The 24,508-nt window shown below is 64.3% G+C and carries 20 protein-coding genes; 14 read left to right on the top strand and 6 right to left on the bottom strand.

The genetic code is table 11. The features are described 5' to 3' along the window. Positions 1 to 111: 111 nt before the first annotated feature. The 11 genes from ACN0X6_RS06680 (at position 112) to ACN0X6_RS06630 (ending at position 13,748) form a co-directional block, all read left to right on the top strand. Positions 112 to 369, top strand: a complete 258-nt coding sequence (locus ACN0X6_RS06680; protein ID WP_160018739.1) for a hypothetical protein — start codon at positions 112 to 114, stop codon at positions 367 to 369. A gap of 56 nt (positions 370 to 425) precedes the next feature. Next, the gene (locus ACN0X6_RS06675; protein WP_192984298.1) at positions 426 to 1,271 is read left to right on the top strand and encodes a DUF692 domain-containing protein; all 846 of its coding nucleotides are present in this window, start codon (positions 426 to 428) and stop codon (positions 1,269 to 1,271) included. Next, a complete protein-coding gene (locus ACN0X6_RS06670) occupies positions 1,262 to 2,065 on the top strand; it encodes a DNA-binding domain-containing protein (RefSeq protein ID WP_417702842.1) in 804 nt (267 codons plus the stop codon). The genes ACN0X6_RS06675 and ACN0X6_RS06670 overlap by 10 nt, the downstream gene beginning before the upstream one ends. A gap of 156 nt (positions 2,066 to 2,221) precedes the next feature. Next, positions 2,222 to 3,406 carry a C17 cyclopropane fatty acid synthase CfaB gene (cfaB, locus tag ACN0X6_RS06665; RefSeq protein WP_417702841.1) on the top strand — a complete coding sequence of 395 codons (1,185 nt, stop codon included), beginning with the start codon at positions 2,222 to 2,224 and terminating at the stop codon, positions 3,404 to 3,406. Positions 3,407 to 3,446: 40 nt separating this feature from the next. Next, entirely contained in the window at positions 3,447 to 5,198 is a 1,752-nt protein-coding gene (locus ACN0X6_RS06660) for a sensor histidine kinase (RefSeq protein ID WP_417702840.1), read from the top strand. 146 nt (positions 5,199 to 5,344) lie between these two features. Continuing rightward, complete coding sequence (locus tag ACN0X6_RS06655; RefSeq protein ID WP_417702839.1) at positions 5,345 to 6,685, top strand: sigma-54-dependent transcriptional regulator; 1,341 nt, start codon at positions 5,345 to 5,347, stop codon at positions 6,683 to 6,685. 536 nt (positions 6,686 to 7,221) lie between these two features. Continuing rightward, positions 7,222 to 8,175 (top strand): TAXI family TRAP transporter solute-binding subunit, encoded by a 954-nt coding sequence (locus ACN0X6_RS06650; RefSeq protein ID WP_417702838.1) that lies wholly within the window; start codon positions 7,222 to 7,224, stop codon positions 8,173 to 8,175. A gap of 175 nt (positions 8,176 to 8,350) precedes the next feature. Continuing rightward, positions 8,351 to 10,378: a TRAP transporter permease gene (locus tag ACN0X6_RS06645; RefSeq protein WP_417702837.1), complete on the top strand. Its 2,028-nt coding sequence runs from the start codon at positions 8,351 to 8,353 to the stop codon at positions 10,376 to 10,378. Beyond that, a complete protein-coding gene (locus tag ACN0X6_RS06640; protein WP_160018747.1) occupies positions 10,375 to 10,782 on the top strand; it encodes a DUF1850 domain-containing protein in 408 nt (135 codons plus the stop codon). Before ACN0X6_RS06645 ends, ACN0X6_RS06640 begins: the two co-directional genes overlap by 4 nt. Before the next feature lie 147 nt (positions 10,783 to 10,929). Beyond that, entirely contained in the window at positions 10,930 to 11,445 is a 516-nt protein-coding gene (locus ACN0X6_RS06635; RefSeq protein ID WP_417702836.1) for a DUF3617 domain-containing protein, read from the top strand. A 167-nt stretch (positions 11,446 to 11,612) separates the two neighbouring features. Further along, positions 11,613 to 13,748, top strand: coding sequence for a TonB-dependent siderophore receptor (locus ACN0X6_RS06630; RefSeq protein ID WP_417702835.1), 2,136 nt, complete (start codon positions 11,613 to 11,615; stop codon positions 13,746 to 13,748). Between the two features lie 24 nt (positions 13,749 to 13,772). Here the strand turns inward: ACN0X6_RS06630 and ACN0X6_RS06625 are convergent, their stop codons facing one another. Both ACN0X6_RS06625 and cls read right to left on the bottom strand, forming a co-directional pair. Further along, positions 13,773 to 14,498 (bottom strand): substrate-binding periplasmic protein, encoded by a 726-nt coding sequence (locus ACN0X6_RS06625; protein ID WP_417702834.1) that lies wholly within the window; start codon positions 14,496 to 14,498, stop codon positions 13,773 to 13,775. A 103-nt stretch (positions 14,499 to 14,601) separates the two neighbouring features. Further along, on the bottom strand, positions 14,602 to 16,047 hold the full coding sequence (gene cls, locus ACN0X6_RS06620; RefSeq protein ID WP_417702833.1) for a cardiolipin synthase: 1,446 nt from the start codon (positions 16,045 to 16,047) through the stop codon (positions 14,602 to 14,604). A 282-nt stretch (positions 16,048 to 16,329) separates the two neighbouring features. Here cls and ACN0X6_RS06615 point away from each other — a divergent pair, with 282 nt between their 5' ends. Beyond that, complete coding sequence (locus ACN0X6_RS06615) at positions 16,330 to 17,997, top strand: BCCT family transporter (RefSeq protein WP_196447247.1); 1,668 nt, start codon at positions 16,330 to 16,332, stop codon at positions 17,995 to 17,997. 236 nt (positions 17,998 to 18,233) lie between these two features. Here the strand turns inward: ACN0X6_RS06615 and ACN0X6_RS06610 are convergent, their stop codons facing one another. After that, the gene (locus ACN0X6_RS06610) at positions 18,234 to 19,622 is read right to left on the bottom strand and encodes an L-serine ammonia-lyase (protein WP_417702832.1); all 1,389 of its coding nucleotides are present in this window, start codon (positions 19,620 to 19,622) and stop codon (positions 18,234 to 18,236) included. 183 nt (positions 19,623 to 19,805) lie between these two features. Between ACN0X6_RS06610 and ACN0X6_RS06605 the strand changes: the two genes are divergently transcribed. Continuing rightward, positions 19,806 to 20,708, top strand: a complete 903-nt coding sequence (locus ACN0X6_RS06605; protein ID WP_417702831.1) for a LysR family transcriptional regulator — start codon at positions 19,806 to 19,808, stop codon at positions 20,706 to 20,708. 296 nt (positions 20,709 to 21,004) lie between these two features. On the opposite strand, the gene ACN0X6_RS06600 is transcribed toward ACN0X6_RS06605, so the two are convergent. The 3 genes from ACN0X6_RS06600 to ACN0X6_RS06590 are packed head-to-tail and all read right to left on the bottom strand — an operon-like array spanning position 21,005 to position 23,848. After that, the gene (locus ACN0X6_RS06600; protein ID WP_417702830.1) at positions 21,005 to 21,166 is read right to left on the bottom strand and encodes a DUF2986 domain-containing protein; all 162 of its coding nucleotides are present in this window, start codon (positions 21,164 to 21,166) and stop codon (positions 21,005 to 21,007) included. Positions 21,167 to 21,224: 58 nt separating this feature from the next. After that, positions 21,225 to 21,932 (bottom strand): 3'-5' exonuclease, encoded by a 708-nt coding sequence (locus ACN0X6_RS06595; protein ID WP_417702829.1) that lies wholly within the window; start codon positions 21,930 to 21,932, stop codon positions 21,225 to 21,227. Beyond that, positions 21,929 to 23,848: a DUF294 nucleotidyltransferase-like domain-containing protein gene (locus ACN0X6_RS06590; RefSeq protein WP_417702828.1), complete on the bottom strand. Its 1,920-nt coding sequence runs from the start codon at positions 23,846 to 23,848 to the stop codon at positions 21,929 to 21,931. Before ACN0X6_RS06590 ends, ACN0X6_RS06595 begins: the two co-directional genes overlap by 4 nt. Positions 23,849 to 23,939: 91 nt before the next feature. Here ACN0X6_RS06590 and ACN0X6_RS06585 point away from each other — a divergent pair, with 91 nt between their 5' ends. Next, on the top strand, positions 23,940 to 24,506 hold the full coding sequence (locus tag ACN0X6_RS06585) for a LemA family protein (RefSeq protein ID WP_417702827.1): 567 nt from the start codon (positions 23,940 to 23,942) through the stop codon (positions 24,504 to 24,506). The last annotated feature ends 2 nt before the right edge of the window (positions 24,507 to 24,508 follow it).

Here is a 24,508-nt window from a genome sequence, read left to right as displayed (position 1 = left end):
CGAAAGTTTTTTCAGCGCTGCTGTAACGCCAGTTCGCCTCGTCGCTCTAGTTCAGTGCCGGCACGCAAAACACCTTCGCCCGGCTAACCCAGATCATCCGAGGATACGCACATGAGCATGAAATCCACCGCTGCTACTGGTGCCGCCATCGCCTTCGCTGCTGCCAGCCTGTTCGCAGGTCTCTCCAGCACCGTAGCAGTGGCTGAAGAAGCCAAGGTACATTGCTACGGCGTCACGTCCTGCAAAGGCCAGAACGACTGCAAGACCGCCGAAAACAGCTGCAAAGGTCAGGGTGCTTGCAAAGGTCACGGCTTCAAGTCGATGACACTCGCTGAGTGCAATGCCGCAGGCGGTACTGTCGGCGAGTAAGTGAGCCGGGGCGGCCGCGCTGCGGTTGCCCCGCATCACCGAGCGAGGAGCCAGCGATGAATGCTCAACGCGGCAATCTGGGTTTCGGCCTGGGCCTGCGCAGCACCTACTACCAAGCCATTCTCGAGCAACAGCCGGCGATCGACTGGTTCGAGATCGTCTCGGAAAATTACCTGGTAGCGGGCGGCAAGGCCCTCTACTTTCTCGATGCCATCGGCGAGCGGTACCCGCTGGTGATGCATGGCGTGTCGCTGTCGATTGGCGGCCCGCACGAACTGGACCGCGACTACCTGCGCCAGCTCAAGCAACTGGCTGCGCGCGTGCAGCCGGCGTGGATCTCCGATCATCTGTGCTGGAGCCGGGGCAATGCCCACCAGCTGCATGACCTGCTGCCGCTGCCCTACACCGAGGAGAGCCTGCAGCATGTGGCCGCGCGGGTGCGCCAGGTGCAGGACGTGATCGAGCGGCCGCTGGTGCTGGAAAACGTCTCCAGCTACCTGCGCTGCGCCGATGATCAATTCAGCGAATGGCAGTTTCTCGCCGCGCTCAGCGAGTTGAGTGGCTGTGAGCTGTTGCTGGACGTCAACAATGTCTACGTCAGCGCGCGCAACCATGGTTTCGACGCCTGGACCTTTATCAGCAGCCTGCCCAGGTCGCGCATCCGTCAGTTGCACCTGGCCGGCCACAGTGATTACGGCAGCTACCTGATCGACACCCATGATCAGCCGGTCAGCGACCCGGTCTGGCAGCTCTATCAACGCACGCTGCAACACCTCGGCCCGGTGTCCACGCTGCTGGAGCGCGACGATCATTTTCCCGATCTGGACGTGCTGCTCGACGAGCTGAATACCGCGCGCCGGTTCGCCGCTCAAGCATTGCAAGGCACGCCGCAATGCGCCTGAGTGACTGGCAGGCGCAGGTCCAGGCCTATTTGCTCAGCCCCGATGCCGAGCCCAACCCGGCCTTGCAGGCCAGCCTGTTGGGCAGCGCGGCGCTGAGTGCCGAACAGGGTCTGGCGATCTATCACAACGCTTACCGTGCGCGCCTGCTGGAAGCCTTGCGTGGTGACTACCCGGCGCTGCATGGCTGGCTTGGTGACGACGAGTTCGATGCCCTGGCCCTGGCTTATCTCGACGCGCACCCCTCGCAGCACTTCAGCCTGCGCTGGCTCGGCGCACGGCTGGCGGCGTTCATCGACGGCTACCTGATACCCGCGCAAGCCGCGCCGCTCAGCGAACTGGCGCAGCTGGAATGGGCCTTTACCCTGGCCTTCGATGCGCCCGAGGGCCAGCCCCTGAGCCTGACGCAGATGGCCGAACTGCCCGCCGAGGCGTGGCCGACCTTGCAGGTCCGCCTGCTGCCCTGCGTGCAGTGGCTCGAATGCCGGCATAACAGCCTGGAGATCTGGCGAGCGTGCAAGGAGCAGGGCGAGTTCCCCGGCAGCCAGCTATTGGCCGAGGCGCAGACCTGCGTGATCTGGCGCGACCAACTGATTACCCGCTATCGCAGTCTGGCCGTCGATGAAGCGGCAGCCTTGCAGGGTATGGCCGTGCAGGGTTGGTGCTTTGCCGAGTTGTGCGGCGAGCTGGCGCATCTGGGCGAACAGGCACCGGTTCAAGCGGTGAGCTGGTTGCGCCAGTGGCTGGCTGACGGCCTGCTGCAGCGGGTCGATAGCGTTCAGCCGCTGCCGGCTTAGGCATTGCTGCGCGATATGCCAGCGACCTGAGGCGCGTCCTGCGCCAGTCGCTTCGATCACCTGCACCGCTGGTCGCCAGGATCGAACCGCTGGAAGGCTGCAAAGGTCATCTGGGTTAATCTCTGCAAGACAGACTCCTGGCCAGGAGAGATGACCATGCTTGCGCAATTGACCGCCGCATTTCGTGATCTGCAATTGCCGTTGCGGGTGAAATTGTGGGACGGCAAACAGATCGATCTGGGCCCCAAACCCCAGGTGACGCTGGTCGTGAAGGATCCTGCGCTGGTCACGCAACTGGCTCACCCGAGCCTGGATGCACTGGGCGCGGCCTATGTCGAAGGGCGGGTCGATCTGGAAGGTCCCATCGAAGCCGCCATCGAGGTTGGCGATGCGCTGAGCACGGCGCTGCTCGGTGACGAATCCGCACCTGCGCAGCAGTACCTTGCCCATGACAAGCGCAGCGACGCCGAGGCCATCAGCTACCACTACGACCTGTCCAACGAGTTCTACCGGCTGTGGCTGGACCGCAACATGGTCTACTCCTGCGCCTACTTCGAAAGCGGCCAGGAAGACCTCGATCAGGCCCAGCAGGCCAAGCTGCGCCACCTGTGCCGCAAGCTGCGCCTGCAGCCGGGCGACAGGCTGCTCGACGTCGGCTGTGGCTGGGGCGGCCTGGCGCGTTTTGCCGCGCGCGAGTTCGATGTCGAGGTCTATGGCATCACCCTGAGCCAGGCGCAGTTGGAGCTGGGGCTGCAGCGTGTGGCCGAAGAGGGGCTGGAAGGGCGCGTGACCCTGGAGCAGCTGGACTACCGCGACCTGCCGCAGGATGGCCGCTTCGACAAGGTGGTCAGCGTCGGCATGTTCGAACACGTTGGTCACGCCAATCTGCCGCTGTACTGCCAGCGCCTGTTCGGCGCGGTCAGGGCCGGTGGCCTGGTGATGAATCATGGCATCACCTCGCGCTTCACCGACGGACGCCCGGTGGGTCGTGGCGCCGGCGAGTTCATCGACCGCTACGTGTTTCCGCAGGGCGAGCTGCCGCATCTGGTGACCATCAGCAAGGCGATCAGCGAGGCCGGGCTGGAAATCGTCGACGTCGAGAGCCTGCGCCTGCACTATGCGCGCACCCTGCAGCTGTGGAGTCAGGGCCTGGAGCGGCAACTGCAGAAGGCCGCGCAGTGGGTGCCGGAAAAATCCCTGCGCATCTGGCGCCTGTACCTGGCCGGCTGTGCCTATGGCTTCCGGCATGGCTGGATGAACCTGCATCAGATCCTGGCGGTGAAGCCGCGCGATGACGGCGGTCATGATCTGCCGTGGACACGCGCCGACCTCTACACCTGATGGGGTAACATGCGGCTCGTCATGATCCCGCGAGCCGCCCATGCCCTTGCCGCAGCGTCCCCGTTATCGCGTTCTGCTCACCGTCCTGGCGATTCTTGCCGGCCTGCTGCTGAGCCTGTGGCTGGGTGGCCGCTACGCCGAGCAGCGCGCCTGGGACGAGCGCAGCGTCGAGGCGCGCGGGCAGCTGCAGCTCTATGCCCAGTCGATCCGCACCCTGGTCGAGCGCTTCAGCTCGGTACCCGAGGTGCTGGCGCTGGACAGCGACATTCGCAGCCTGCTGCGCGCACCGCATGATCGTCAGCTGCGCCAGGCGCTGAACCAGCGCCTGGAGCGGCTCAACGCGGCCGCCGGCTCCACCGTGCTGTACCTGCTCGATGCCCGGGGTGAAACCCTGGTAGCCAGCAACTGGCGCGACTGGAGCAGCTTCGTCGGCAATAACTACGCCTTTCGTCCTTATTTCCAGAACGCCCTGCGCGATGGCGGCGCGCGCTACTTCGCGGTAGGCGTTACCACGGGGATTCCCGGCTACTTCCTCTCTCATGTGGTGCGCGACGACAAGGGCGAGCTGCTCGGCGTGCTGGTGGTCAAGCTGGAGTTGGAAGACCTGCAGCGCGAATGGGTCGGCCAGCCCGGGGTGCTGATGGTCGCCGACAGCTATCAGGTGGTGATCCTCAGCAACAAGCCGATCTGGCGCTTCCGCGCTCTGCAGCCGCTCGACGAGCAGGCGCGCGCCGAACTGGTGGAAGTGCGCCGCTATGCCGAGCAGGCGTTGCAGCCGCTGGCGCATCAGGTGCATCGGCATATCGACGCCGATGCGGACTGGGCGCGCGTCGATGGCCCTGACGGCAACCGCGATTATCTCTGGCAGCGCCTGCACATGCCCGAAGAGGGCTGGACCCTGCACCTGCTCAGCGAGCCGGTCGGCCTGGCAGACAGTGTGCGCAGCTATCGCCTGGCCGCTGCCGGCGTGTGGATGACCTTTGCCTTCCTGTTTCTGTTCCTTGCCCAGCGGCGCAAGAACCAGCGCTTGCAGGCCGGTATCCGCGAGCGTCTGGAGCGTGAGGTGGCGCTGCGCACCGCCGAGTTGCGCGAAGCCCAGGATGGCCTGGTGCATGCTGCCAAGATGGCCGCGCTGGGGCAGATGTCGGCGGCCCTGGCGCACGAGATCAATCAGCCTTTGACCGCCCTGCAGATGCAACTCGGCAGCCTGCGCCTGCTGCTCGATAGTGGTCGGCCGGAAGCGGTGCGCGACGGTCTGCAGCGTATCGATGGTCTGCTGCAGCGCATGGCCGCGTTGACCGGCCACCTCAAGACCTTCGCCCGCAAGACGCCGGCCGGCCTCAGCGAGCGCCTGTGCCTGGGTGACGTGCTGGAGCAGGCCCTGCAACTGTTGGCGCCACGCATGCGCAGCGAGCAGGTCGAGCTGCGCACGCAGATCGACGACGAGGCCGAGGTGCTGGGTGATGCGATCCGCATCGAGCAGGTGATTCTCAACCTGCTGCACAATGCTCTCGATGCCATGGCCGACAGGGAGCCGCGTATCCTCCTGGTGCGCATCGCCCGCGAAGACGACGGCTGCCTGCTCAGCGTCGAGGACAGTGGCGGCGGCATCGCCGAGGAAACCCTGGGTCGGGTATTCGAACCCTTCTTCACCACCAAGCCGGTGGGGCAGGGGTTGGGGCTCGGGTTGGCGGTGTCCTACGGTATCGTGCGCGATCTCGGCGGCATGCTGGAGGCGCACAATGGTGAGCTGGGCGCGGTGTTCACCCTGAGGCTGCCGGCGGCGCCTTGATGCCGGTGCGAGGGTTTGTAGCCGCGACAGAGTTTTGCTCGGTGCGCATGGCGCACCCTACGATCAGACGGCGCCGTGTGCACTGGTCGTTCCCCCGGATTGTATTCGTCGGGCTACACTGCCCGCCGTTTTGAACAGGAGGTGCCATGAGCGCTCAGGTCATAGTGGTCGACGACGAAGCGGCGATTCGCGAGGCGGTGCAGCAGTGGCTGGAGCTTTCCGGTTTCGACGTGCGTACCTGCGCCAGCGCGGCCGAAGCGCTGGCTCTGGTCGACCGCGACTTCCCCGGCATCGTCGTCAGCGATGTGCGCATGCCCGGTAGCGATGGCCTGCAACTGCTCGACAAGCTGCTGCAGGTAGACACCGACCTGCCGGTGATCCTCGTCACCGGTCATGGTGATGTGCCCATGGCAGTGCAGGCGCTGCGTCAGGGCGCTTATGACTTCATTGAGAAACCCTTCACCCCCGAGCGTCTGCTCGACAGCGTGCGGCGCGCGCTGGACAAGCGCCGGCTGGTCTGCGAGAACCGTCAGCTGCGTCGGCAGGTGGCCGACAAGGGCCGTATCGAGAGCCAGCTGATCGGCATTTCGCGGTCGATGGAAAACCTGCGTCGGCAGATCCTCGAGTTGGCCGGCACCTCGGTCAATGTGCTGATCCGTGGCGAGACCGGCAGCGGCAAGGAGCGCGTGGCGCGCAGCCTGCACGACTTCAGCTCGCGTGCCAGCAAGGCCTTCGCGGCGCTGAACTGTGCGGCGATTCCCGAGACCATCTTCGAAAGCGAGCTGTTCGGCCACGAGAGTGGCGCTTTCACCGGCGCCCAGGCGCGGCGCATTGGCCGTATCGAGCATGCCGATGGCGGTACCCTGTTTCTCGACGAGGTCGAGAGCCTGCCGCTGGCGCAACAGGTCAAGCTGCTGCGCGTGCTGCAGGAAAAGACCCTGGAGCGCCTCGGCTCGAACAAGAGCATCCAGGTCGATCTGCGGGTGATCAGTGCGGCCAAGCCGGATCTGCTCGACGAGGTCAAGGCGGGGCGTTTCCGCGAGGACCTGGTGTATCGCCTGAACGTCGCCACCCTGCATATTCCGCCGCTGCGCGAGCGCCGCGAGGACATTCCCCTGCTGTTCGAACATTTCGCCCACGAGGCGGCGCTGCGTCATGGGCGCGAAGCGCCGCCACTGGCCCCGAGCGAGCTGGCCCGGTTGCTCGGTCATGACTGGCCGGGCAACGTGCGTGAGTTGATCAACGCTGCCGAGCGCCATGCCCTGGGGCTCTCCTGCCCCGCGCCGGCCGAGCGTTTCGCCGGCCAGGCGCTGGCGCAGCAGATGGAGGCCTTCGAAGCGCAATGTCTGCACAACGCCCTGCTGCAATGCCAGGGCAACATCGCCGCCGTGATGGACATGTTGCAGCTGCCGCGCCGCACCCTCAACGAGAAGATGCAGCGTCATGGTCTGGCACGCGGTGATTACCTGCCGGGCGGCGAGGAGTAGGCAGGCGCGGCGCATCTAGGGTGCGCGGTGCGCACCTGATGCCACGCTCTCGAGCCAGCCGGTGCGCACGGCGCACCCTAAGGTCTGGCGAGCAGCCGTAACCCGGATGCGATCCGGGAGGTAGCGATTACCTCATTCTCGGCTTGCGTCCGGCTACCTGGTGAGCGGATTGTTGCCTATGCTCACTCGGGTGTAAGCGGTTTCCCGCTCAGTGACCCATTGGTCTATCGATAAAACCCTTCTATCTCGGGCTTTTCAGCCCCTGGCACGGCATCTGCTATGACAGTTGCAGCCGCGCAGCATCTTGCCGACGTGGCGACCATAACAACGACAAGAGGTCAGCCCATGAACTGCCATGTCCCTCGCGCCATGCCGCATTCGCTGCCGTGCATGGGCCGCCTACCCGCCGTGCCTGCCGCGGCTCTTGTCCAACGCTGCACCCCGCGCTGCTGATCGCGCAATGTCGACGCCGCCTGTGCGGCGTCGTCTAGAGTGAAACTCTGCATACAGCCAATAACAACGACGGAGATACTTCCATGCGACTGACCAAGAAACTCAGCCTGTTTGCCGCCGCCGCGGCCATCACTGCCAGCACCGCTGTGCTTGCCGCCCCGACCTTCATCAACGTGCTCACCGGTGGTACCAGCGGTGTGTACTACCCGATCGGCGTGGCCCTTTCGCAGCTCTACAGCAACGGCATCGAGGGCTCCAAGACCTCGGTCCAGGCGACCAAGGCGTCGGTGGAAAACCTCAACCTGCTGCAAGCCGGTCGTGGCGAGCTGGCTTTCGCCCTGGGCGACTCGGTAGCCGATGCCTGGAACGGCGTCGAAGACGCTGGCTTCAAGGCGCCGCTGAAGAAGATTCGCGCCATTGCCGGTACCTACCCGAACTACATCCAGATCGTTGCCAACGCCGAATCCGGCATCAAGACCCTGGAAGACCTCAAGGGCAAGCGCATCTCCGTCGGCGCGCCGAAGTCCGGTACCGAGCTCAACGCTCGCGCCATCTTCAAAGCGGCTGGCCTGACCTACGAGGACATGGGCAAGGTCGAGTTCCTGCCGTACGCCGAGTCGGTCGAGCTGATCAAGAACCGCCAGCTGGACGCCACCCTGCAGTCCTCGGGCCTGGGCATGGCCGCCATTCGTGACCTGGCTTCGACCATGAAGATCAGCTTCGTCGCCATCCCGGCCGAAGTGACTACCAAGATCGACAACGCTGCCTACCAGGCTGCCACCATCCCGGCCGGCACCTACGACGGCCAGGACGCCGATGTACCCACCGTCGCCATCACCAACATCCTGGTCAGCCATGAAGGCGTTTCCGACGAAGTGGCCTACCAGATGACCAAGCTGATGTTCGACAACCTCGAGCGTCTGGGCACCGCTCACTCTGCGGCCAAGGACATCAAGCTGGAAACCGCTACCAAGAACCTGCCGATCCCGCTGCACCCGGGTGCCGAGCGCTTCTACAAGGAAGCCGGCGCGCTGTAATGCCGGTTCAGGCCGCGGCATGGGCCGCGGCCTGCTTGCTCTGAATCCGCTCCTGCAGCGCAAGGGTCGGAACGGACAGAGCCCCCAGAATCGCGAATAAAACCGGCGTTCACAGACGGTGGGTTTTGTTGGCGACTCTGCCTCCGTATCGAAGTAGTCATGAGGTTTGCACTCCATGAGTGAGCAGAATCAGGGTATGGGCGCTAGCCCGTCCGACTGGCCGAAGGCGTTGTTCGCCGTCGCGCTGCTGTTTTCCATCTTCCAGATCGTTACCGCGGCCTTCCACCCGGTATCTACCCAGGTGCTGCGTGCGGTACACGTCGGCTTCCTGTTGCTGGTGGTGTTCATCAGCATTCCGGCTTTCGGCGCCAAGCGTCCCTGGCAGCCGCTGGCCTGGCTGCTGGGCCTGGCCGGCATGGCCACGGCCTTCTATCAGTGGTACTTCGAGGCGGATCTGATCCAGCGCTCGGGCGACCTGACCACCGGCGACATGATCATCGGCCTGATCCTGATCGCGCTGGTGTTCGAAGCGGCGCGCCGGGTCATGGGCATCGCCCTGCCGATCATCTGCGCGCTGTTCCTGGCCTACGGCATGCTTGGCCAGTACCTGCCGGGCGAGCTGATGCATCGCGGTTACGGCCTCGACCAGATCGTCAACCAGTTGTCGTTCGGCACCGAAGGCCTGTACGGCACGCCGACTTACGTGTCGGCGACCTATATCTTCCTGTTCATCCTGTTTGGCGCCTTCCTCGAGCAGGCCGGGATGATCAAGCTGTTCACCGACTTCGCCATGGGCCTGTTCGGTCACAAGGTCGGCGGCCCGGCCAAGGTGTCGGTGGTGTCCTCGGCGCTGATGGGCACCATCACCGGTTCCGGTGTGGCCAACGTGGTCACCACCGGCCAGTTCACCATCCCGCTGATGAAGCGTTTCGGCTACCGTTCGGCCTTCGCCGGTGGCGTCGAGGCAACCTCGTCGATGGGCAGCCAGATCATGCCGCCGATCATGGGCGCCGTGGCCTTCATCATGGCCGAGACCATCAACGTGCCCTTCTTCGAAGTGGCCAAGGCCGCGCTGATCCCGGCGTTGCTGTACTTCGGCTCGGTGTTCTGGATGGTTCACCTGGAGGCCAAGCGCGCCAACCTGCGCGGCTTGCCCAAGGAAGAATGCCCGAACCCGTGGAAGGCCGTACGCGAACGCTGGTTCCTGCTGATCCCGCTGTTCATCCTCATCTACCTGCTGTTCTCCGGTCGTACCCCGCTGTTCTCCGGTACCGTCGGCCTGGCCTTGACCGCCATGGTCATCCTTGGCTCGGCGATCATCCTGCAGCTCTCGTCCAAGGCCATGCGCTTCGCCTTCTGGATCGCCCTCGGCGTGCTCTGCGCCGGCTTCTTCCGGTACGGTATCGGCGTGATGTTCGGTGTCATTGCGGCGCTGGTGGCGGTCTGCTGGTTCGTCAAAGGCGGCCGTGAAACCCTGACCCTGTGCCTGCACGCGCTGGTCGAGGGTGCGCGTCATGCCGTGCCGGTCGGTATCGCCTGTGCCCTGGTCGGGGTGATCATCGGTGTGGTGTCGCTGACCGGGGTGGCCTCCACCTTCGCTGGCTACATCCTCGCCATCGGCCAGGACAACCTGTTCCTGTCGCTGGTGCTGACCATGCTGACCTGCCTGGTGCTGGGCATGGGTATTCCGACCATCCCCAACTACATCATCACCAGCTCGATCGCCGCGCCGGCGCTGCTGGAGCTGGGCGTGCCGCTGATCGTTTCGCACATGTTCGTCTTCTACTTCGGCATCATGGCCGACCTCACGCCGCCGGTAGCGCTGGCCTGCTTCGCCGCCGCGCCAATCGCCCAGGAGCGTGGTCTGAAGATCAGCCTGTGGGCGATCCGCATCGCGGTGGCTGGTTTCGTCGTGCCCTTCATGGCGGTCTACTCGCCGGCGTTGATGCTGCAGGGCGATAGCCTGTTGGCGACCTTCTACGTACTGTTCAAGGCCGCGCTGGCCATCGGTATCTGGGGCGTGGTGTTCACCGGCTACCTGCAGGCCAAGTTGACCTGGTGGGAGCGCATTCTGGGTCTGGCCGCTGGCGCCAGCCTGATTCTCGCCACCCCGATCAGTGACGAAATCGGCTTCGTACTCAGCGCTATCTTCATCGCTCAGCACGTCTGGCGCGCCCGCCGTGCCGAGGCCGCGACAGCGTGATCGGTCTGTGCCTGGGGTTGGCCGGCGCGGTGTGGGCAGAGTTGCCCACGCCGGCCTTCACCCTGGCCTGGACCCACACCATCGAGAAGATTCGCTGGGAAGAGGATTACCGTGTCACCGCCGAGGGCCTGGTGCTTGGCGAGGCGCGGGTCAAGGGTTCCGGCGCCGGAATGGAAATTCCCGACGGCGCCGAACTGCGCAATGGCAGCTGGCACTACCAGCGTCAGCTACCGCCTTTGCAACCCCTGCGAGTGGGGCGTACGCCCGAAGCCGGGGATTACCAACTGTGTTTCAACCAGCGTTGTCGCCCGATGAGCGACTGGCTCGGCCCGCCACAAGCGAGCCAGCCGGCGTTGGAACTCTGGAGCTGCGAGCTGAGCTCCCCCGCGCCTGACGCGGGTTAGGTTCGCCAGAGCGGACCCATGCTCCCGGCGCCACAAGTGCTGGTGGAAAGTAAAGAAGAGAACCCCCATGCGGCGCAGGTCGATGGGGGTTTTGTTCGTCCGGTGCGCAGCGACTAGGCTTTACGGACCACCGTCAGGAGCATCGTCATGCGCCCCATACCCCGTTTCGCCCTGCCTCTCGCCCTCTGCCTGTTGCCGGCTTCGGCCAGTGCCCTGGATATGCTGCCTGGCGTCTGGGAAGTCAGCACGGACAGCATGCAGGTTGGTGGTCAGATCGTCCCCGGCACGCGGGAGATGTTGGAACAGTTGCAGAGTTTGCCACCCGATAGCCGTCAGAGGGCGGAGGCCGGGTTCGCCAAACAGGGTTTCAAGCTGGTTGCCGGCGGAATGCAGAGGTGTCTGACCGCAGAGCAGATCGAGGCCCAGGACATCCCCTTGTACGCGCCCAAGTCAGGCTGCAGTTATGAAACGCTCGAGCGCAGCGCGACACTGTGGAAATTCAGCTTCGTCTGTCACGAATCCCAGGGCGAAGGCGAGATCCTTTTCGCCAGCGATAAGGCGTTCACCATCCAGACCCGCGGCACCTATAGTCGCCAGCCCTTCAGCATGGAAGGCCGCGCGCGCTGGGTGAGCGCGGACTGCAGCAGCTTGGGCGGGCAATGACTTTCAGTTTTAATGTAAATAATTCGCATTGACGAGGCGGTTGTTTTGTTGCGAGAATTCTATCGATAAGCGTTTACATTTGCATTCGTTTGAATGTACTGCCAGTGAGGCACTCGGCTGCGAAGGGACTGCCAGCGGCTATCGACAGCGCATCAGGAGACCATCCCTTGTTCAGCAGAAAACCCCACCTGGCCGTGGCGATTGCGGCCGCCTGCAGTTTCAATCAAACCCTGGCCGCCGAGCAGGAGCAGCTCGAGCTCGATGCCCAGACCGTGGTTGGCAGCAGTACGGTGGCAGATGTCGATAGCTACAAATCCACTCCAAGTAGCGCTGCGACCAAGCTCGACCTGACCCCACGACAGACGCCGCAGTCGATCTCCACCCTGAGCGGCGCTCAGCTGCGCGACTTCAAGCTCACCAGCGTCAACGACGCGCTCAAGGCCGTGCCGGGCGTGCAGGTGCAGGAAGTCGAAACCGACCGCACCTACTACACCGCTCGCGGTTTCGACATCACCAACTTCCAGTACGACGGTATCTCCGTGCCCTTTGTCTATGGCAACGTCGAGGGCGATCTGGATACCGCCATGTACGAGCGTGTGGAAGTCATTCGCGGCGCCAATGGCCTGATCTCCGGCACCGGCAACCCGTCGGCGACCGTCAATTTCGTGCGCAAGCGGCCAACACTGGCACCACAGGCTCGGGTGGACCTGACCGCCGGTTCCTGGGACAAGCGCCGTATCGATGCCGACGTATCCGGCGCGCTCAATGATGCCGGCACCGTGCGTGGGCGCGTGGTGTACGCCAACGAAAACAAGAACTCCTACCTCGATCGCTATTCGCGCGAGAAGAACATGTTCCATGGCGTGCTGGAGTTCGATCTGGACGACCGCACTGTCTTTACCCTCGGCCACACCCTGCAGACCAGCGACGCCAATTCGCCGATGTGGGGAGCGCTGCCGTTGGTCTATCAGGATGGTGGCAAGACCCACTATTCGCGCTCTACCAGCACCTCCACCGATTGGGCTTACTGGGACAACGAGGAAAACCGCACCTTCGCCGAGCTTGCACATACCTTCGACAACGGCTGGCAGGCCAAGACCGTGGTCACCCATGTGGAGAAGAAAAGCGACGGCTCGATGTTCTACGTCTACGGCACGCCCAATCGCACGACCGGTGCTGGTCTGTATTCCTACCCGTCCGAGTACAGCGAGAAGAACAAACAGCTGATCGTCGATGTGCAGGCCAGCGGCCCGTTCAGCCTTGCCGGTCGTCAGCATGAAGCGGCCGTGGGTGGCAGTTGGTCGCGCTCCGAGTTGGAGGACTTGTCCTGGTATGACTCGAGCACCGGCACCATGCTGCCGCCGCTGGAGCAGTGGAGTGGTGACTACCCGAAGCCGCGTAATGACAATGGCAGCGCCGGCAGCGATTTCACCGACCGAATGAAGAGCGTTTATGGTGCCGCGCGCTGGAGCCTGACCGACGACTTGAGCCTGATCACCGGTGCTCGGGTGATCGATGTGAAGAGCGATGGCACCAACTACGGTCTGGCCAAGTCGTCGAAGAACAGTGGCAAGGTCGTGCCCTATGCCGGGGTGGTCTATGACCTCAACGAGCAGTACTCGGTCTACGCCAGCTACACCGAAATCTTCACCCCGCAGACCAAGACCGACGTGACGGGTTCGCGTCTGGCACCCTTGGAAGGGGTGAACTACGAAGCCGGGATCAAGGGCGAACTGTTCGACGACAAGGTCAACGTTGCGCTTTCGGTGTTTCGTACCGAGCAGGACAACTTCGCCGAGCAGGCTGGCATGATCGGTTCGGTCGCCTACTACCGCGCCATCGAAGGCCTGACCAGCGAAGGCTATGAACTGGAGTTCTCCGGTGAACCACTGGAAGGCCTGCAGCTCAGTGCCGGTTACACCTTCGTCGACATCACCAATGCCGACGGCGCGCATGCCGTGACCTACTCGCCCAAACACATGATCAAGACGGCCGCTACCTACCGTATCCCGGGCATGGAGAAGCTCAAGGTCGGTGCCGCAGTGCGTTGGCAGGACGATATCAAGATCGCCGTGCCGCTGACTGCCGACGACGGTTTCACCTCTATCGGCACTGCCGATGCCAGGCAGAAGGCGTACGCCGTGGTCGACCTGATGGCCAGCTATGATATCGACCCGAATTGGAGCGTGTCGGCCAACCTCAACAACCTCACCGACGAAAAGTACCTGAGCAGCCTGTACTGGACTCAGGCCTATTACGGGGCCCCGCGTAATGCCAGCATGAGCGTCAGCTGGAAGTACTGATCCGCCGCCGCGCCACGGGTCGATTCATAGCCCGTGGTGGCGGCGGATTTCTCCCACCAGTTCGGCCCGTTCCAGCAGAAAACGGTTGAACGCCGCGATCAGTTGCGGGTGACGGATGCTCGACAGGTAGTAGTGATCTTCCACATGCGGCAGCTCTGGGTCGTACACCAGGCTGTCGGCGGCCATGCGCATCTGCACCAGTTGGTGAGCCACTACCTTGGGGTTGAGGTAGACCCCGTCGACGCGGTCGCTATCTGCCATGCGCAGCAACGAGTCGATCTGGTTGGCCTGGATCAGGCGGATTTTTCCGGCACGAATGTCCTGCAGATAGGGCCAGGGCGTGAAGCCGTTCTGCGTGCCGAGCAATTCGATACGCTGCTGGCCCTGACCGAGGTGCTGCGGCTTGACCAGAATGCCGTCTATGTAGGGCGCTGCCGGGTCGCTGTAGTGGATGCGATGGCCGGCTTTCCGGTCGGCGTTCCATTGTGGATGGTCGGGGAACTTGAGGTCGACCCGGCCAGAAAGAAAATCACCGAGCAGGCGCCTGACCGGCAACGGCGTGTAGACGAAGCGGTAGCCATACTCGGCGGCGAAAGCGTCCAGCAGATCGCGCGCGTAGCCGCGGTACTCGCCGTTCTCCACATCCGAGTAGGGCTGGTAGGGCTGCAGTTCGACACCGACGTGAATGTCCTCCTGCGCCAGAGCGGGCAGGACGAACAGGCAGAGCAGCAGGGCAAGGCACTTGGTCATGGCGGGCAGGTTCTCGCTGACAGCTAACAGCGGTTGGCCTGATAACCATAGCCGTGCCTCGGGGCCAGTTCAAAGTCTTGCAGGCATCAGGTCGGCGCAGTGCTCAGAGAATCGGCGAGATCAGCCGTGCGACGCGCATGCCGAGTTGCTGCAGGCGGTGCAGGTTGCGCCGGTCGGCGTTGACCAGTTCGCGTGAGCGGCTGAAGTCTTCTTCCAGCATGTTCGCCACCTGGGCGTTGAAACCTTCGTCGAAGGTCAGCAGGCTGACCTCGAAGTTCAGGCGGAACGAGCGGTTATCCAGGTTGGCGCTGCCCAGCATGCTGACGTCGTGGTCGATCAGCAGCGCCTTCTGGTGCAGGAACCCCGGCTGGTAACGGAAGATGCGCACGCCGGCGCGCAGCGCCTCGAACGCGTACAGGCTGGAGGCTGCGTAGACGATGCGGTGGTCAGGGCGCGACGGCAGCAGCAGACGCACGTCCACGCCGCGCATCACTGCCAGGCGCAGGGCGGCGAACAGCGCCTCGTCGGGCACGAAGTAGGGGCTGCTCAGCCACACCCGTTCGCGCGCCGCGTGAATCGCTTCGACGAACAGCAGCGAACAGGTTTCCTGCGGGTCGGCCGGACCGCTGGCGATCACCTGGCAGAGCAGGCCGGGCTCATCCTGCTTCCTTGGCATCAGCAGCGGCGGCAGCTTCTGGCAGGCCCAGTACCAGTCCTCGGCGAAGGCTTCCTGCAGGCTGGCCACCACCGGGCCGCGTACTTCGACGTGAGTGTCGCGCCAGGGTGCCAGCGGTGGTTTCTGCCCGAGGTATTCGATGCCGACGTTGAGCCCGCCGAGAAAGCCGATCTCGCCGTCGACCACGACGATCTTGCGGTGGTTACGGAAATTCAGCTGAAAGCGGTTGAACAGCCCGGAGCGAGTGGGGAAAGCATGCACCTGCACACCGCCGCGGCGCAGGCGGTCGATGAAGGCGGCGGACAGCGAATGGCTGCCGACGCCGTCGTACAGCACGTGCACCCGCACGCCAGCCGCTGCGCGCTCCAGCAGTACGTCGTGCAGGCGTCGGCCGAGGCGGTCGTCACGGATGATGAAAAATTGCAGCAGGATCACCTGCTGGGCGCTGGCCAGGGCTGCGAAGATCGCCGCGAAGGTGGCCTCGCCATCGACCAGCAGTTCGACGCGGTTGCCGGTCAGGCCGGGTAGATGCGACAGGCGTGGCAGGGCGCGCAGGCGGTCGTAGACCGGCGACAGGTGCGCTGCCTTGGCTTCCTCGACCCAGGGGCGCCAGTCCTGCTCGGCCATGGCGTGGTGCATTTCCTTGTCGGCCTGGCGCCGCGCCTTGACGTAGGCATCGAAGCGGCTGCGGCCGAACACCAGATACGGCAGCAGCGTCAGGTAGGGCATGAAGAATAGCGATAACCCCCAGGCCAGCGCGCCCTGGGCGGTGCGCACGGTCAGCACGGCGTGGATCGCAGCCAGTACGCCCAGGGCGTGGATGGTGGCGATCAGGTACGCGAACAGATGGGGGATGCCGAAATCCGCAGGCATGCAGGGTCTTCCTTTGCACAGGCTGTGTGCAGCTGACCACGGGGGTTGCGCAGCGTTCGCGAGCATCCTGCCATGGGCATCTGGAGAATGGCAGTGTCGGGCAAATTGCCACCTTTCGAGGAATTATTCAGGGCTTTCATGTGTCTGTGAGTCTGAATGAGCGGAATTCATGTGTTACCCTTTTTGGTTCGACCCGTTTGCAGGTCGTCTTTAATTGGAGGAGGGCATCCGTCCTGTTCACGCTCGTCCAGCGAGTCAAACGCATCAAGGAGCACGCCACGTATGGGAAACGTCCCTTCGCATGACACGACACCGCCACCCGTAGCGGAAACCCACGAGGGCATCCCGGCACCGACCGGTGAAGCCAACCTGATCGACACCGATTACGTCATCGGTCAGGACAACATCAAAGGGCAATTCGTCTTCGCCCTCGACATTCACGGCAAGGTGTTCACCATCTCCGCGCTGGTCGCGGTGATCTTCGTGATCCTCGCCCTGGCCCTGCAGAACCAGATCGAACCGCTGTTCAGCGGTGTGCGCGACTGGCTCACGCACCACATGGCCTGGTTCTTCATCGGCGCCGCCAACATCTTCGTCCTGCTGTGCCTCGGTCTGATCGTCTCGCCATTGGGCAAGGTGCGCATCGGCGGCAAGGACGCGACCCCCGACTACACCTACATGGGCTGGTTCTCCATGCTGTTCGCCGCCGGTATGGGCATCGGCCTGATGTTCTACGGCGTATCCGAACCCATGTCGCACTACAGCGCGGCGATGGGCGGGATCACGGTTGGTGAGGACGGCGTGCGTACCGACTGGGCACCGCTTGGCGGCGCCGCCGGCAACGCCGAGGAAGCCGTGCGCCTGGGTATGGCCGCGACCATCTTCCACTGGGGCCTGCACCCCTGGGCGATCTACGCCATCGTCGCGCTGGCACTGGCGCTGTTCTCGTTCAACAAGGGCCTGCCGCTGTCGATCCGTTCGATCTTCTACCCGATCCTCGGTGAGCGCGTCTGGGGCTGGCCGGGACACATCGTCGACATTCTCGCGGTGTTCGCCACCCTGTTCGGTCTGGTCACTTCGCTGGGCCTGGGCGCGGAGCAGGCGGCGGCGGGTGTGGAGTACCTGTTTGGCATTCCGGCCACGGACACCACCAAGGTGCTGCTGATCGTCGCCATTACCCTGATCGCCCTGGCCTCGGTGGTCGCCGGCCTCGACAAGGGGGTCAAGCGCCTGTCGGAGATCAACATGGGCCTGGCCATGGCCCTGCTGTTGTTCATCATCATCGCCGGGCCGACCCTGGTGATCTTCACCGACTTCTTCAAGAACCTCGGTGCCTACCTGCAGTACCTGCCGGCGCTGTCCAACCCGGTAGGCCGTGAAGACGCCAACTTCAGCCAGGGCTGGACCGCCTTCTACTGGGCCTGGTGGATCAGCTGGTCGCCGTTCGTGGGCATGTTCATCGCCCGCGTCAGCCGTGGTCGCAGCGTGCGTGAATTCCTCGTCGCCGTACTGCTGGTACCGTCGCTGGTCTCGGTGCTGTGGATGACCGCCTTCGGTGGCACTGCCATCAACCAGCTGCTGGTCGATGGTTTCACTGGTGCGCAGGACGCCGGCCTGGAGCTGAAGCTGTTCAGCATGCTCGGCGAGATGCCGCTGACCGGCATCACCTCGTTCATCGGCATCGTGCTGGTGGTGGTGTTCTTCATCACCTCGTCGGACTCGGGGTCCCTGGTGATCGATACCATCACTGCTGGCGGCAAGGTCAATGCACCGGTACCGCAGCGCGTGTTCTGGGCCAGTATCGAAGGCGTCATCGCCATCGCCCTGCTGCTCGGCGGTGGCCTGGTGGCGCTGCAGGCCATGGCCGTGTCGACGGGGTTGCCGTTCACCATCGTGCTGCTGGTGGGCTGTATTTCCATTGTCAAAGGCCTGATGAGCGAACCGCGTTAGGAATGATCTGAGAAAGCCATTTATCGTCACTCCCGCGAAGGCGGGAGCCCAGATGATTCGTAGGTTCTGGATGCCCGCCTGTGCGGGTATGACGGCTTTTTCAGTGTTTCCTTAGAAAATACGCAGATCGCTTCCCTCTCCCATTGATGGGAGAGGGGCTTATCGCCCCCGGCCACAAACGAAAACGCCGCGAACCTGTCAGGGTTCGCGGCGTTTTCGCATCTGGCGGCCGTGCATCAGCACTCGATGATATTCACCGCCAGGCCGCCACGGGCGGTTTCCTTGTACTTGGTCAGCATGTCCGCGCCGGTCTCACGCATGGTCTTGATCACCTTGTCCAGGCTCACGTAGTGCGAGCCGTCACCGTACAGCGCCATGCGCGCGGCGTTGATGGCTTTGACCGAAGCGATGGCGTTGCGCTCGATGCAGGGGATCTGCACCAGGCCGCCGACCGGGTCGCAGGTCAGGCCCAGGTGGTGCTCCATGCCGATCTCGGCGGCGTTCTCGACTTGCTCGGGCGTACCGCCGAGTACCGCGCACAGGGCGCCGGCCGCCATCGAGCAGGCCACGCCCACTTCACCCTGGCAGCCCACTTCGGCACCACTGATCGAGGCGTTTTCCTTGTAGAGGATGCCGATGGCGCCGGCGGTCAGCAGAAAGTCGATGATGCCGCGCTCGCTGGCGCCGGAAATGGCGTTGGCGTAGTAGTGCAGCACCGCCGGGATGATGCCGGCGGCGCCGTTGGTCGGTGCCGTCACCACGCGGCCACCGGCGGCGTTCTCCTCGTTCACCGCCAGGGCCCAGAGGTTGACCCAGTCGAGCATGCGCAGCGGGTCTTCCAGGTAGCTGCGCTGGAAGCCGCCCAGCTTGCGCGCCAGGATCGCGGCGCGGCGGCGCACCTTGAAGCCGCCCGGCAGGATGCCCTCGGTGCGGCAGCCACGGTCAACGCAGGCCTGCATTACCTTCCAGATTTCCAGCAGGCCGGCATCGGTCTGTTCGTCGCTGCGCCAGTGGCGTTCGTTGCGGCGCATCACCTCGGCGATGCCAATGCCGTTCTCGCGCGCCAGGCGCAGCAGGTCGGCGCCACTGCTGAACGGCAACGGCAGGCTGGTGGCGTCCGGGGCGATGACCTTGTGCTTGGAGCCGTCGGCGAGGATTGCCTCGCTGACCACGAAGCCGCCGCCCACCGAGTAATAGGTGGCCTCGTGCATCTGGATGCCGGCGGCGTCGAAGGCGGCGAAGCGCAGGCCGTTGGCGTGCAGCGGCAACGCCTTGCGGAACATCTTCAGGTCGGCCTTCTCGTCGAAGGCGACGGCGTGCTTGCCGGCCAGGACGATGCGCTTGTCGCGGCGGATGGCCTCGATGTAGCCGGGCACCTGGTCCACGTCGACGGTGTCCGGCTCGTAGCCGCTGAGGCCGAGCAACACGGCCTTGTCACTGCCGTGGCCCTTGCCGGTAGCGCCCAGCGAGCCGTACAGCTCGGCGGCGACGCGGGTCACCTGCGGCATATGGCCGTGGTTCTCCAGGGCGTGGGTGAACAGCGCGGCCGCGCGCATCGGGCCGACGGTGTGTGAGCTGGAGGGGCCGATACCGACTTTGAACAGGTCGAAAACGCTGATAGCCATGGCGAGAGTCTTCTTCTGTGGGCACGGCTGAAAACCGGGTTTTCAACGATGCCTGTATGTGGGTGAACCACGCGCCCGGTTCAGCGCGTGTGGATATCGCTATCTAAGGCCGGTCATATCATTATGTATACTGATTTATTTTTAACCTATTCGTTAGCGACCCTTAACTATTGAGATCACGCCATGGACATCACCCGCCTGCGCACCCTGCGTGAACTGGCCCGCTGTCGCACCATGGCGGCCGCCGCCGAGTCGCTGCACCTGACGCCTTCGGCGGTTTCGCAGCAGGTTGCCCAGCTCGAACGCGAAGCGGATATGGCGCTGATCGAACGGCGCGGTCGCGGCGTGGTGCTGACCCCGGCTGGCGAGCGCCTGGTGGCGCACGCCGAACGCATCCTCATGGTGCTCGACGAAGCGCGCTCGGAACTGGCGCTGCTGCGGGGGGAAATCGCCGGAGAGCTGCGCGTGGCCGCTTTCCCCTCGATCGCCGTGGCGGTGATCGCGGAAACCGTGCGTGCGCTGCGCAGCGCCTACCCTCGGCTGAACGTGGTGGTGCTGGAGCTGGAGCCGCAGGAAAGCCTCAGCGCCCTCGGCGCCTGGCAGATCGACGTGGCGGTGATCGACGACCTGGCCGTGCAGCCCGACGAGAACCGCGAGAACTACGCGCTGATTCCCCTGACCCAGGACCTGTTGCACGTGCTGCTGCCCATCGACCATGCGCTGGCCCGGCGCGACAGCCTGACCATCGCCGAGCTGCGCGACGAAGCCTGGGCGCTGGACTCCACCGGCAGTTCCTTCGGCGAATTCATCACCAACCTGTGCCGTCGCTCGGGTTACTCCCCGCGCATCAACGCGCACTGCGCCGGCTTCGAGATGGTCGCGGCCATGGTCGCCTCGGGCAACTCCATCTCCATCGTCTCCGGCCTGCGCCTGGTGCGTCCATTGCCCGGTGTCACCGCCGTACCTTTGCTGCCGGATATCCAGCGCGGCGTCTTCCTCGCCTACCGCAAGGGCGAGCGCGATCACCCGGCGGTCAACGTGTTTCTCGACGAGGCGGTGTACACCGCCGACAAAGTCCTCGGCTAGCGCCATTCCGCCGTGTGCCGATGGTGCCCACGCTCTGCGTGGGCACCGCCGTTCGAGACGCTCTGCGTCGGCGGATTCTGCCTAAATCGCAACGGACGCAGAGCGTCCTGGGCTGCATTCCCACGCGGAGCGTGGGAACGATCAACACCGCCGACAAAGTCCTTGCCGATGGTACCCACGCTCTGCGTGGGCACCGCCGTTCGAGACGCTCTGCGTCGGCGGATTCTGCCTAAATCGCAACGGACGCGGAGCGTCCTGGGCTGCGTTCCCACGCGGAGCGTGGGAACGATCAACTTTTACTCAACGGACGTGACGGGCTCTTGAGCCGCTTCAGCCTCCAACTTCGCCCTGTCAGCTTTGCTGATATACCTGGGTTTGTTGCTTTTGGGCGCGAGCTTGGCATTGGCCTTCTTGGCGTGGGCTTCGAGCAGTTGCTTTATCTTTTTGCGGCGATTCATGGGCGTGTCTGCGCTGTCTTGATTCGAGAGTACCGACGCCTTGCGCGGGGGCTGGAGTTTAGCTCCAGAGCGCGCTGATCGGTGTATGCGTCGGATAATGCCTCGCCACCTGCGCCTGCAGCAGCTCGCCACAGGCCAGCGCATCGGTCAGGGCGTGGTGCGCCGAGTAGAGCGGCAGGCCGTAGCGCAGGCGGCTGTCGGACAGGCGGATGGAGAGGGGCTCGCGGCCGCGCAGGCGGTCCCACCAGCTCACGGTGCGCTTGGGGTGCAGGCGGGCTTCCAGTTCCATGGTGTCGATGATGGGGAAGACCAGGCCTTCGCCCAGGTGCTGACGCACGGCCTGGTCGAGGAAGCTGCGCTCGATATTGCGGTAGTGCGCCACCACCACCTTGCCAGCCATGGCTTCCAGCAACTCTTCGAGCACGCTGGCCAGGCGCGGGGCATGGCGGATGTCGCTGTGGGTGATGTGGTGGAAGGTGACCGATTCGGCGTTCAGCTCGCCAGTGGGTTTGACCACCCAGTAGCGCGCCTCGCTGCAGCGAATGCGTTGCAGGCTCAGTGGCACCAGGCCAAGGCTGACGATGGCGTTTTCGCGCGGGTCGAGGCCGGTGGTTTCCACATCCAGCGCCACCAGCGGGACATCCTGCAGAGGTGTATCGACCGCGACGCAGCCGGCACCGTAGTAGGCGCGCAGGCGCGGGTCGCGGCTGCTTTCGGCGAGGCTGGCGAACAGTTGCGGCCAGTCCTGGGCCGCGCGCTCACTCATCGCGGACGGCTCGCCGGTTGCGCCGGATAGCGAAAACGCAGGAATTTCTGCGCGTTGCTGATCACCTGGAAGGCTTCCTTGAGGTGCTGGCGCTCGCTGGCGCTGAACTGTTCCGGCTCGATGTAGTTGCTTGGCGCGTTGCCGGCCTCGACTTCACGCGCCTGGTGACGCACACGCACCAGGCTGAGGAACTCGAAGGCGTAGCGCAGGTGCTCCAGCGCTTCCTTGGGTAGCAGCTTGGTGGCGGCGATGGCATCGAGGCGGTCCAGCGAGTTCTGCGCCTTGGAGCCGCAGGCCAGGGCGTGCACGCGGATCAGGTCGGTGAGCGGCGCGGTGCCGCGGCCCTTGAGGTTGATGATGTTGCGGTGGCGACCGTCGGTTTCCATCACGAAGGTGCGGAAGAACCCCAGCGGCGGCGTGCGGTTGAGCGCGTTACGCGCCAGCGCGGCGAGGAAGGCGGGGCTGGCACTGGCCTTCTGTGCCAGCAGGTCCTTGAGGTTCTCCACCAGCTCGGTTTCGCCGTAGAGGCCGTCAAGGTCGAAGAAGATGCTGGCGTTGAGCAGGGTTTCCGGGTTGGGCCGCTCGATCCAGTCGCTGAAGTATTGCCGCCACACCTTCAGCGGCTGCCGCCACCTGGGGTTGGTGGCCATGATGCCGCCCTTGCAGTAGCTGTAGCCGCAGGCGGCCAGGCCGTCGCTGACGAACTGCGCCAGTTCGGCGAAGTAGGCGTCGTGTTCGTCCGCATCGAAGCGGTCGTCGAGCACCAGGGCGTTGTCCTGGTCGGTGAGCAGCAGTTGCTCGTCACGGGCCATGGAGCCGGCGACCATGAAGCAGTAGGGCACTGGCGGCGGGCCGAGTTTCTGTTCGGCCAGTTCCAGCAGGCGCTGGCTGAAGGCGCGACCGATGCCGCTCATGGCGCTGCCGACCATGTGCGCGCTGGCGTCGTCGGCGACCATGCGCACGAAGGTGGCGCGCAGGTCCGGCAGCAGGCTCTTGAGCCCGTCCACCGAGGTCTTGTTGAAGATGCCGTTGACCAGGTACAGGCTGCTGCGCGACTCGTAGCGGATGATGTCGGCCAGCGCCACTACGCCCACCGGGCGGCGGCGATGCAGCACCGGCAGGTGGTGGATGTTGTTGCGCAGCATGCACAGCATGGCCTCGAACACCGAGTCGTCGGCCTGCAGGGTGATGGGGTTAGGCGTCATGATCTGGCTGACCGGGGTATCGCTGGGCAGGCCGGCGGCAACCACGCGGGTACGCAGGTCACGGTCGGTGAGGATGCCGGCCATCACCTGGGTCTGTTGCTCGGCCACGTCCACCTGGTGCGGGTCGGGCCAGCGCGTGCCGGGATCGACGACGATGACCGAGGACACACTGTGCTCGGTCATCACCTGCGCCACCTGCTGGATCGGCGTATCCAGCGGCACGCTGACCGCGCCACGCGAGATCAGCTTGCGCACCTTGATCTTCATCAGCTCGCTGGCCTTGCCGTGGCTGTCTTCCAGGGCGGACTTGAGTCGCGACTGACCTTCGGCCTCGACGAAGTCGGCGAAGCTGTCGAACTGCTCGCAGAGCTGATGGAACAGCGTGTCGGGGATGAAGTAGATCAGGCAATCTTCCAGCGCGGTGGCGCCCAGGCGCACCTTGTTGCCGCGCAGCAGGCCGGCCTGGCCGAAGATGTCGCCCTCGGTCAGGCGGTTGTGCAGCTCGCCGCCACGCCGGTGGATTTCCACCGCGCCGCTGCGCACGTAGTGCAGCTCGTGGATCGGCGCACCGACGGCAAGGATTTCGCTACCGGCCTTGAAGTAGCCCACTTGCACCTGGCGGGCGATCTCGTCGAGAGTCTGCTCCGGCAGATTGTCGAAAGGCGCGAAGCGATTCAGGTGGTCGCGGATCTCGATCAACTCGATCTGCATGCGGGCCTCGCTGACTGGCTGGCACTACAGGATACGGGCTGCCACGATGTCAGTGCAAAGTGAGTGGTCATCGGCCAATCAAGGAGAGGCTATGCAGGTTTCAGGATTAGAGTGGCTGGTGGGTGCGCTGCTGGTGCTCGGCGGCGCCACGGTTTTCTACTACAACCGCCTGGTGTTCAACCGTCACCGCGTGGCCGAGGCCGGCAGCGGCATCGATGTGCAACTCAAGCGCCGCGCCAGCCTGATTCCGGCGCTGGTGGAATGCGTACGGCAGTACATGAGTTACGAGCAGAGCACGCTGCAGGCGCTGGTGCAGGAGCGCATGCGCGCGGTGCAACTGGCCGACTCGCCGCTGGGCCAGCGCGCGCCGGTGGAGGCGCAACTGGGCAGCCAGTTGCGCCAGCTGTTCGCCCTGGTCGAGGCTTACCCCGAGCTCAAGGCCGACGACCAGTTTCGCGAGTTGCAGGGCAACATCAGCGAGGTCGAGAACCATATCCAGATGGCGCGGCGTTACTACAACGGCGCGGTGCGCGAGCTGAACGTGCTGGTCGAGTCGGTGCCGAGCAATCTGGTGGCGCGCCTGTTTTCCTTTACCCCGGCCGAATACTTCACGCTGGATGACCCGCGTGACGGCCAATCGCCGAAGATGGAGTTCTGAAC

It is taken from the genome of Pseudomonas sp. (assembly GCF_048269965.1).
Taxonomy (GTDB): Bacteria; Pseudomonadota; Gammaproteobacteria; order Pseudomonadales; family Pseudomonadaceae; genus Aquipseudomonas.
This window is presented reverse-complemented; position numbering and strand designations above follow the sequence as displayed.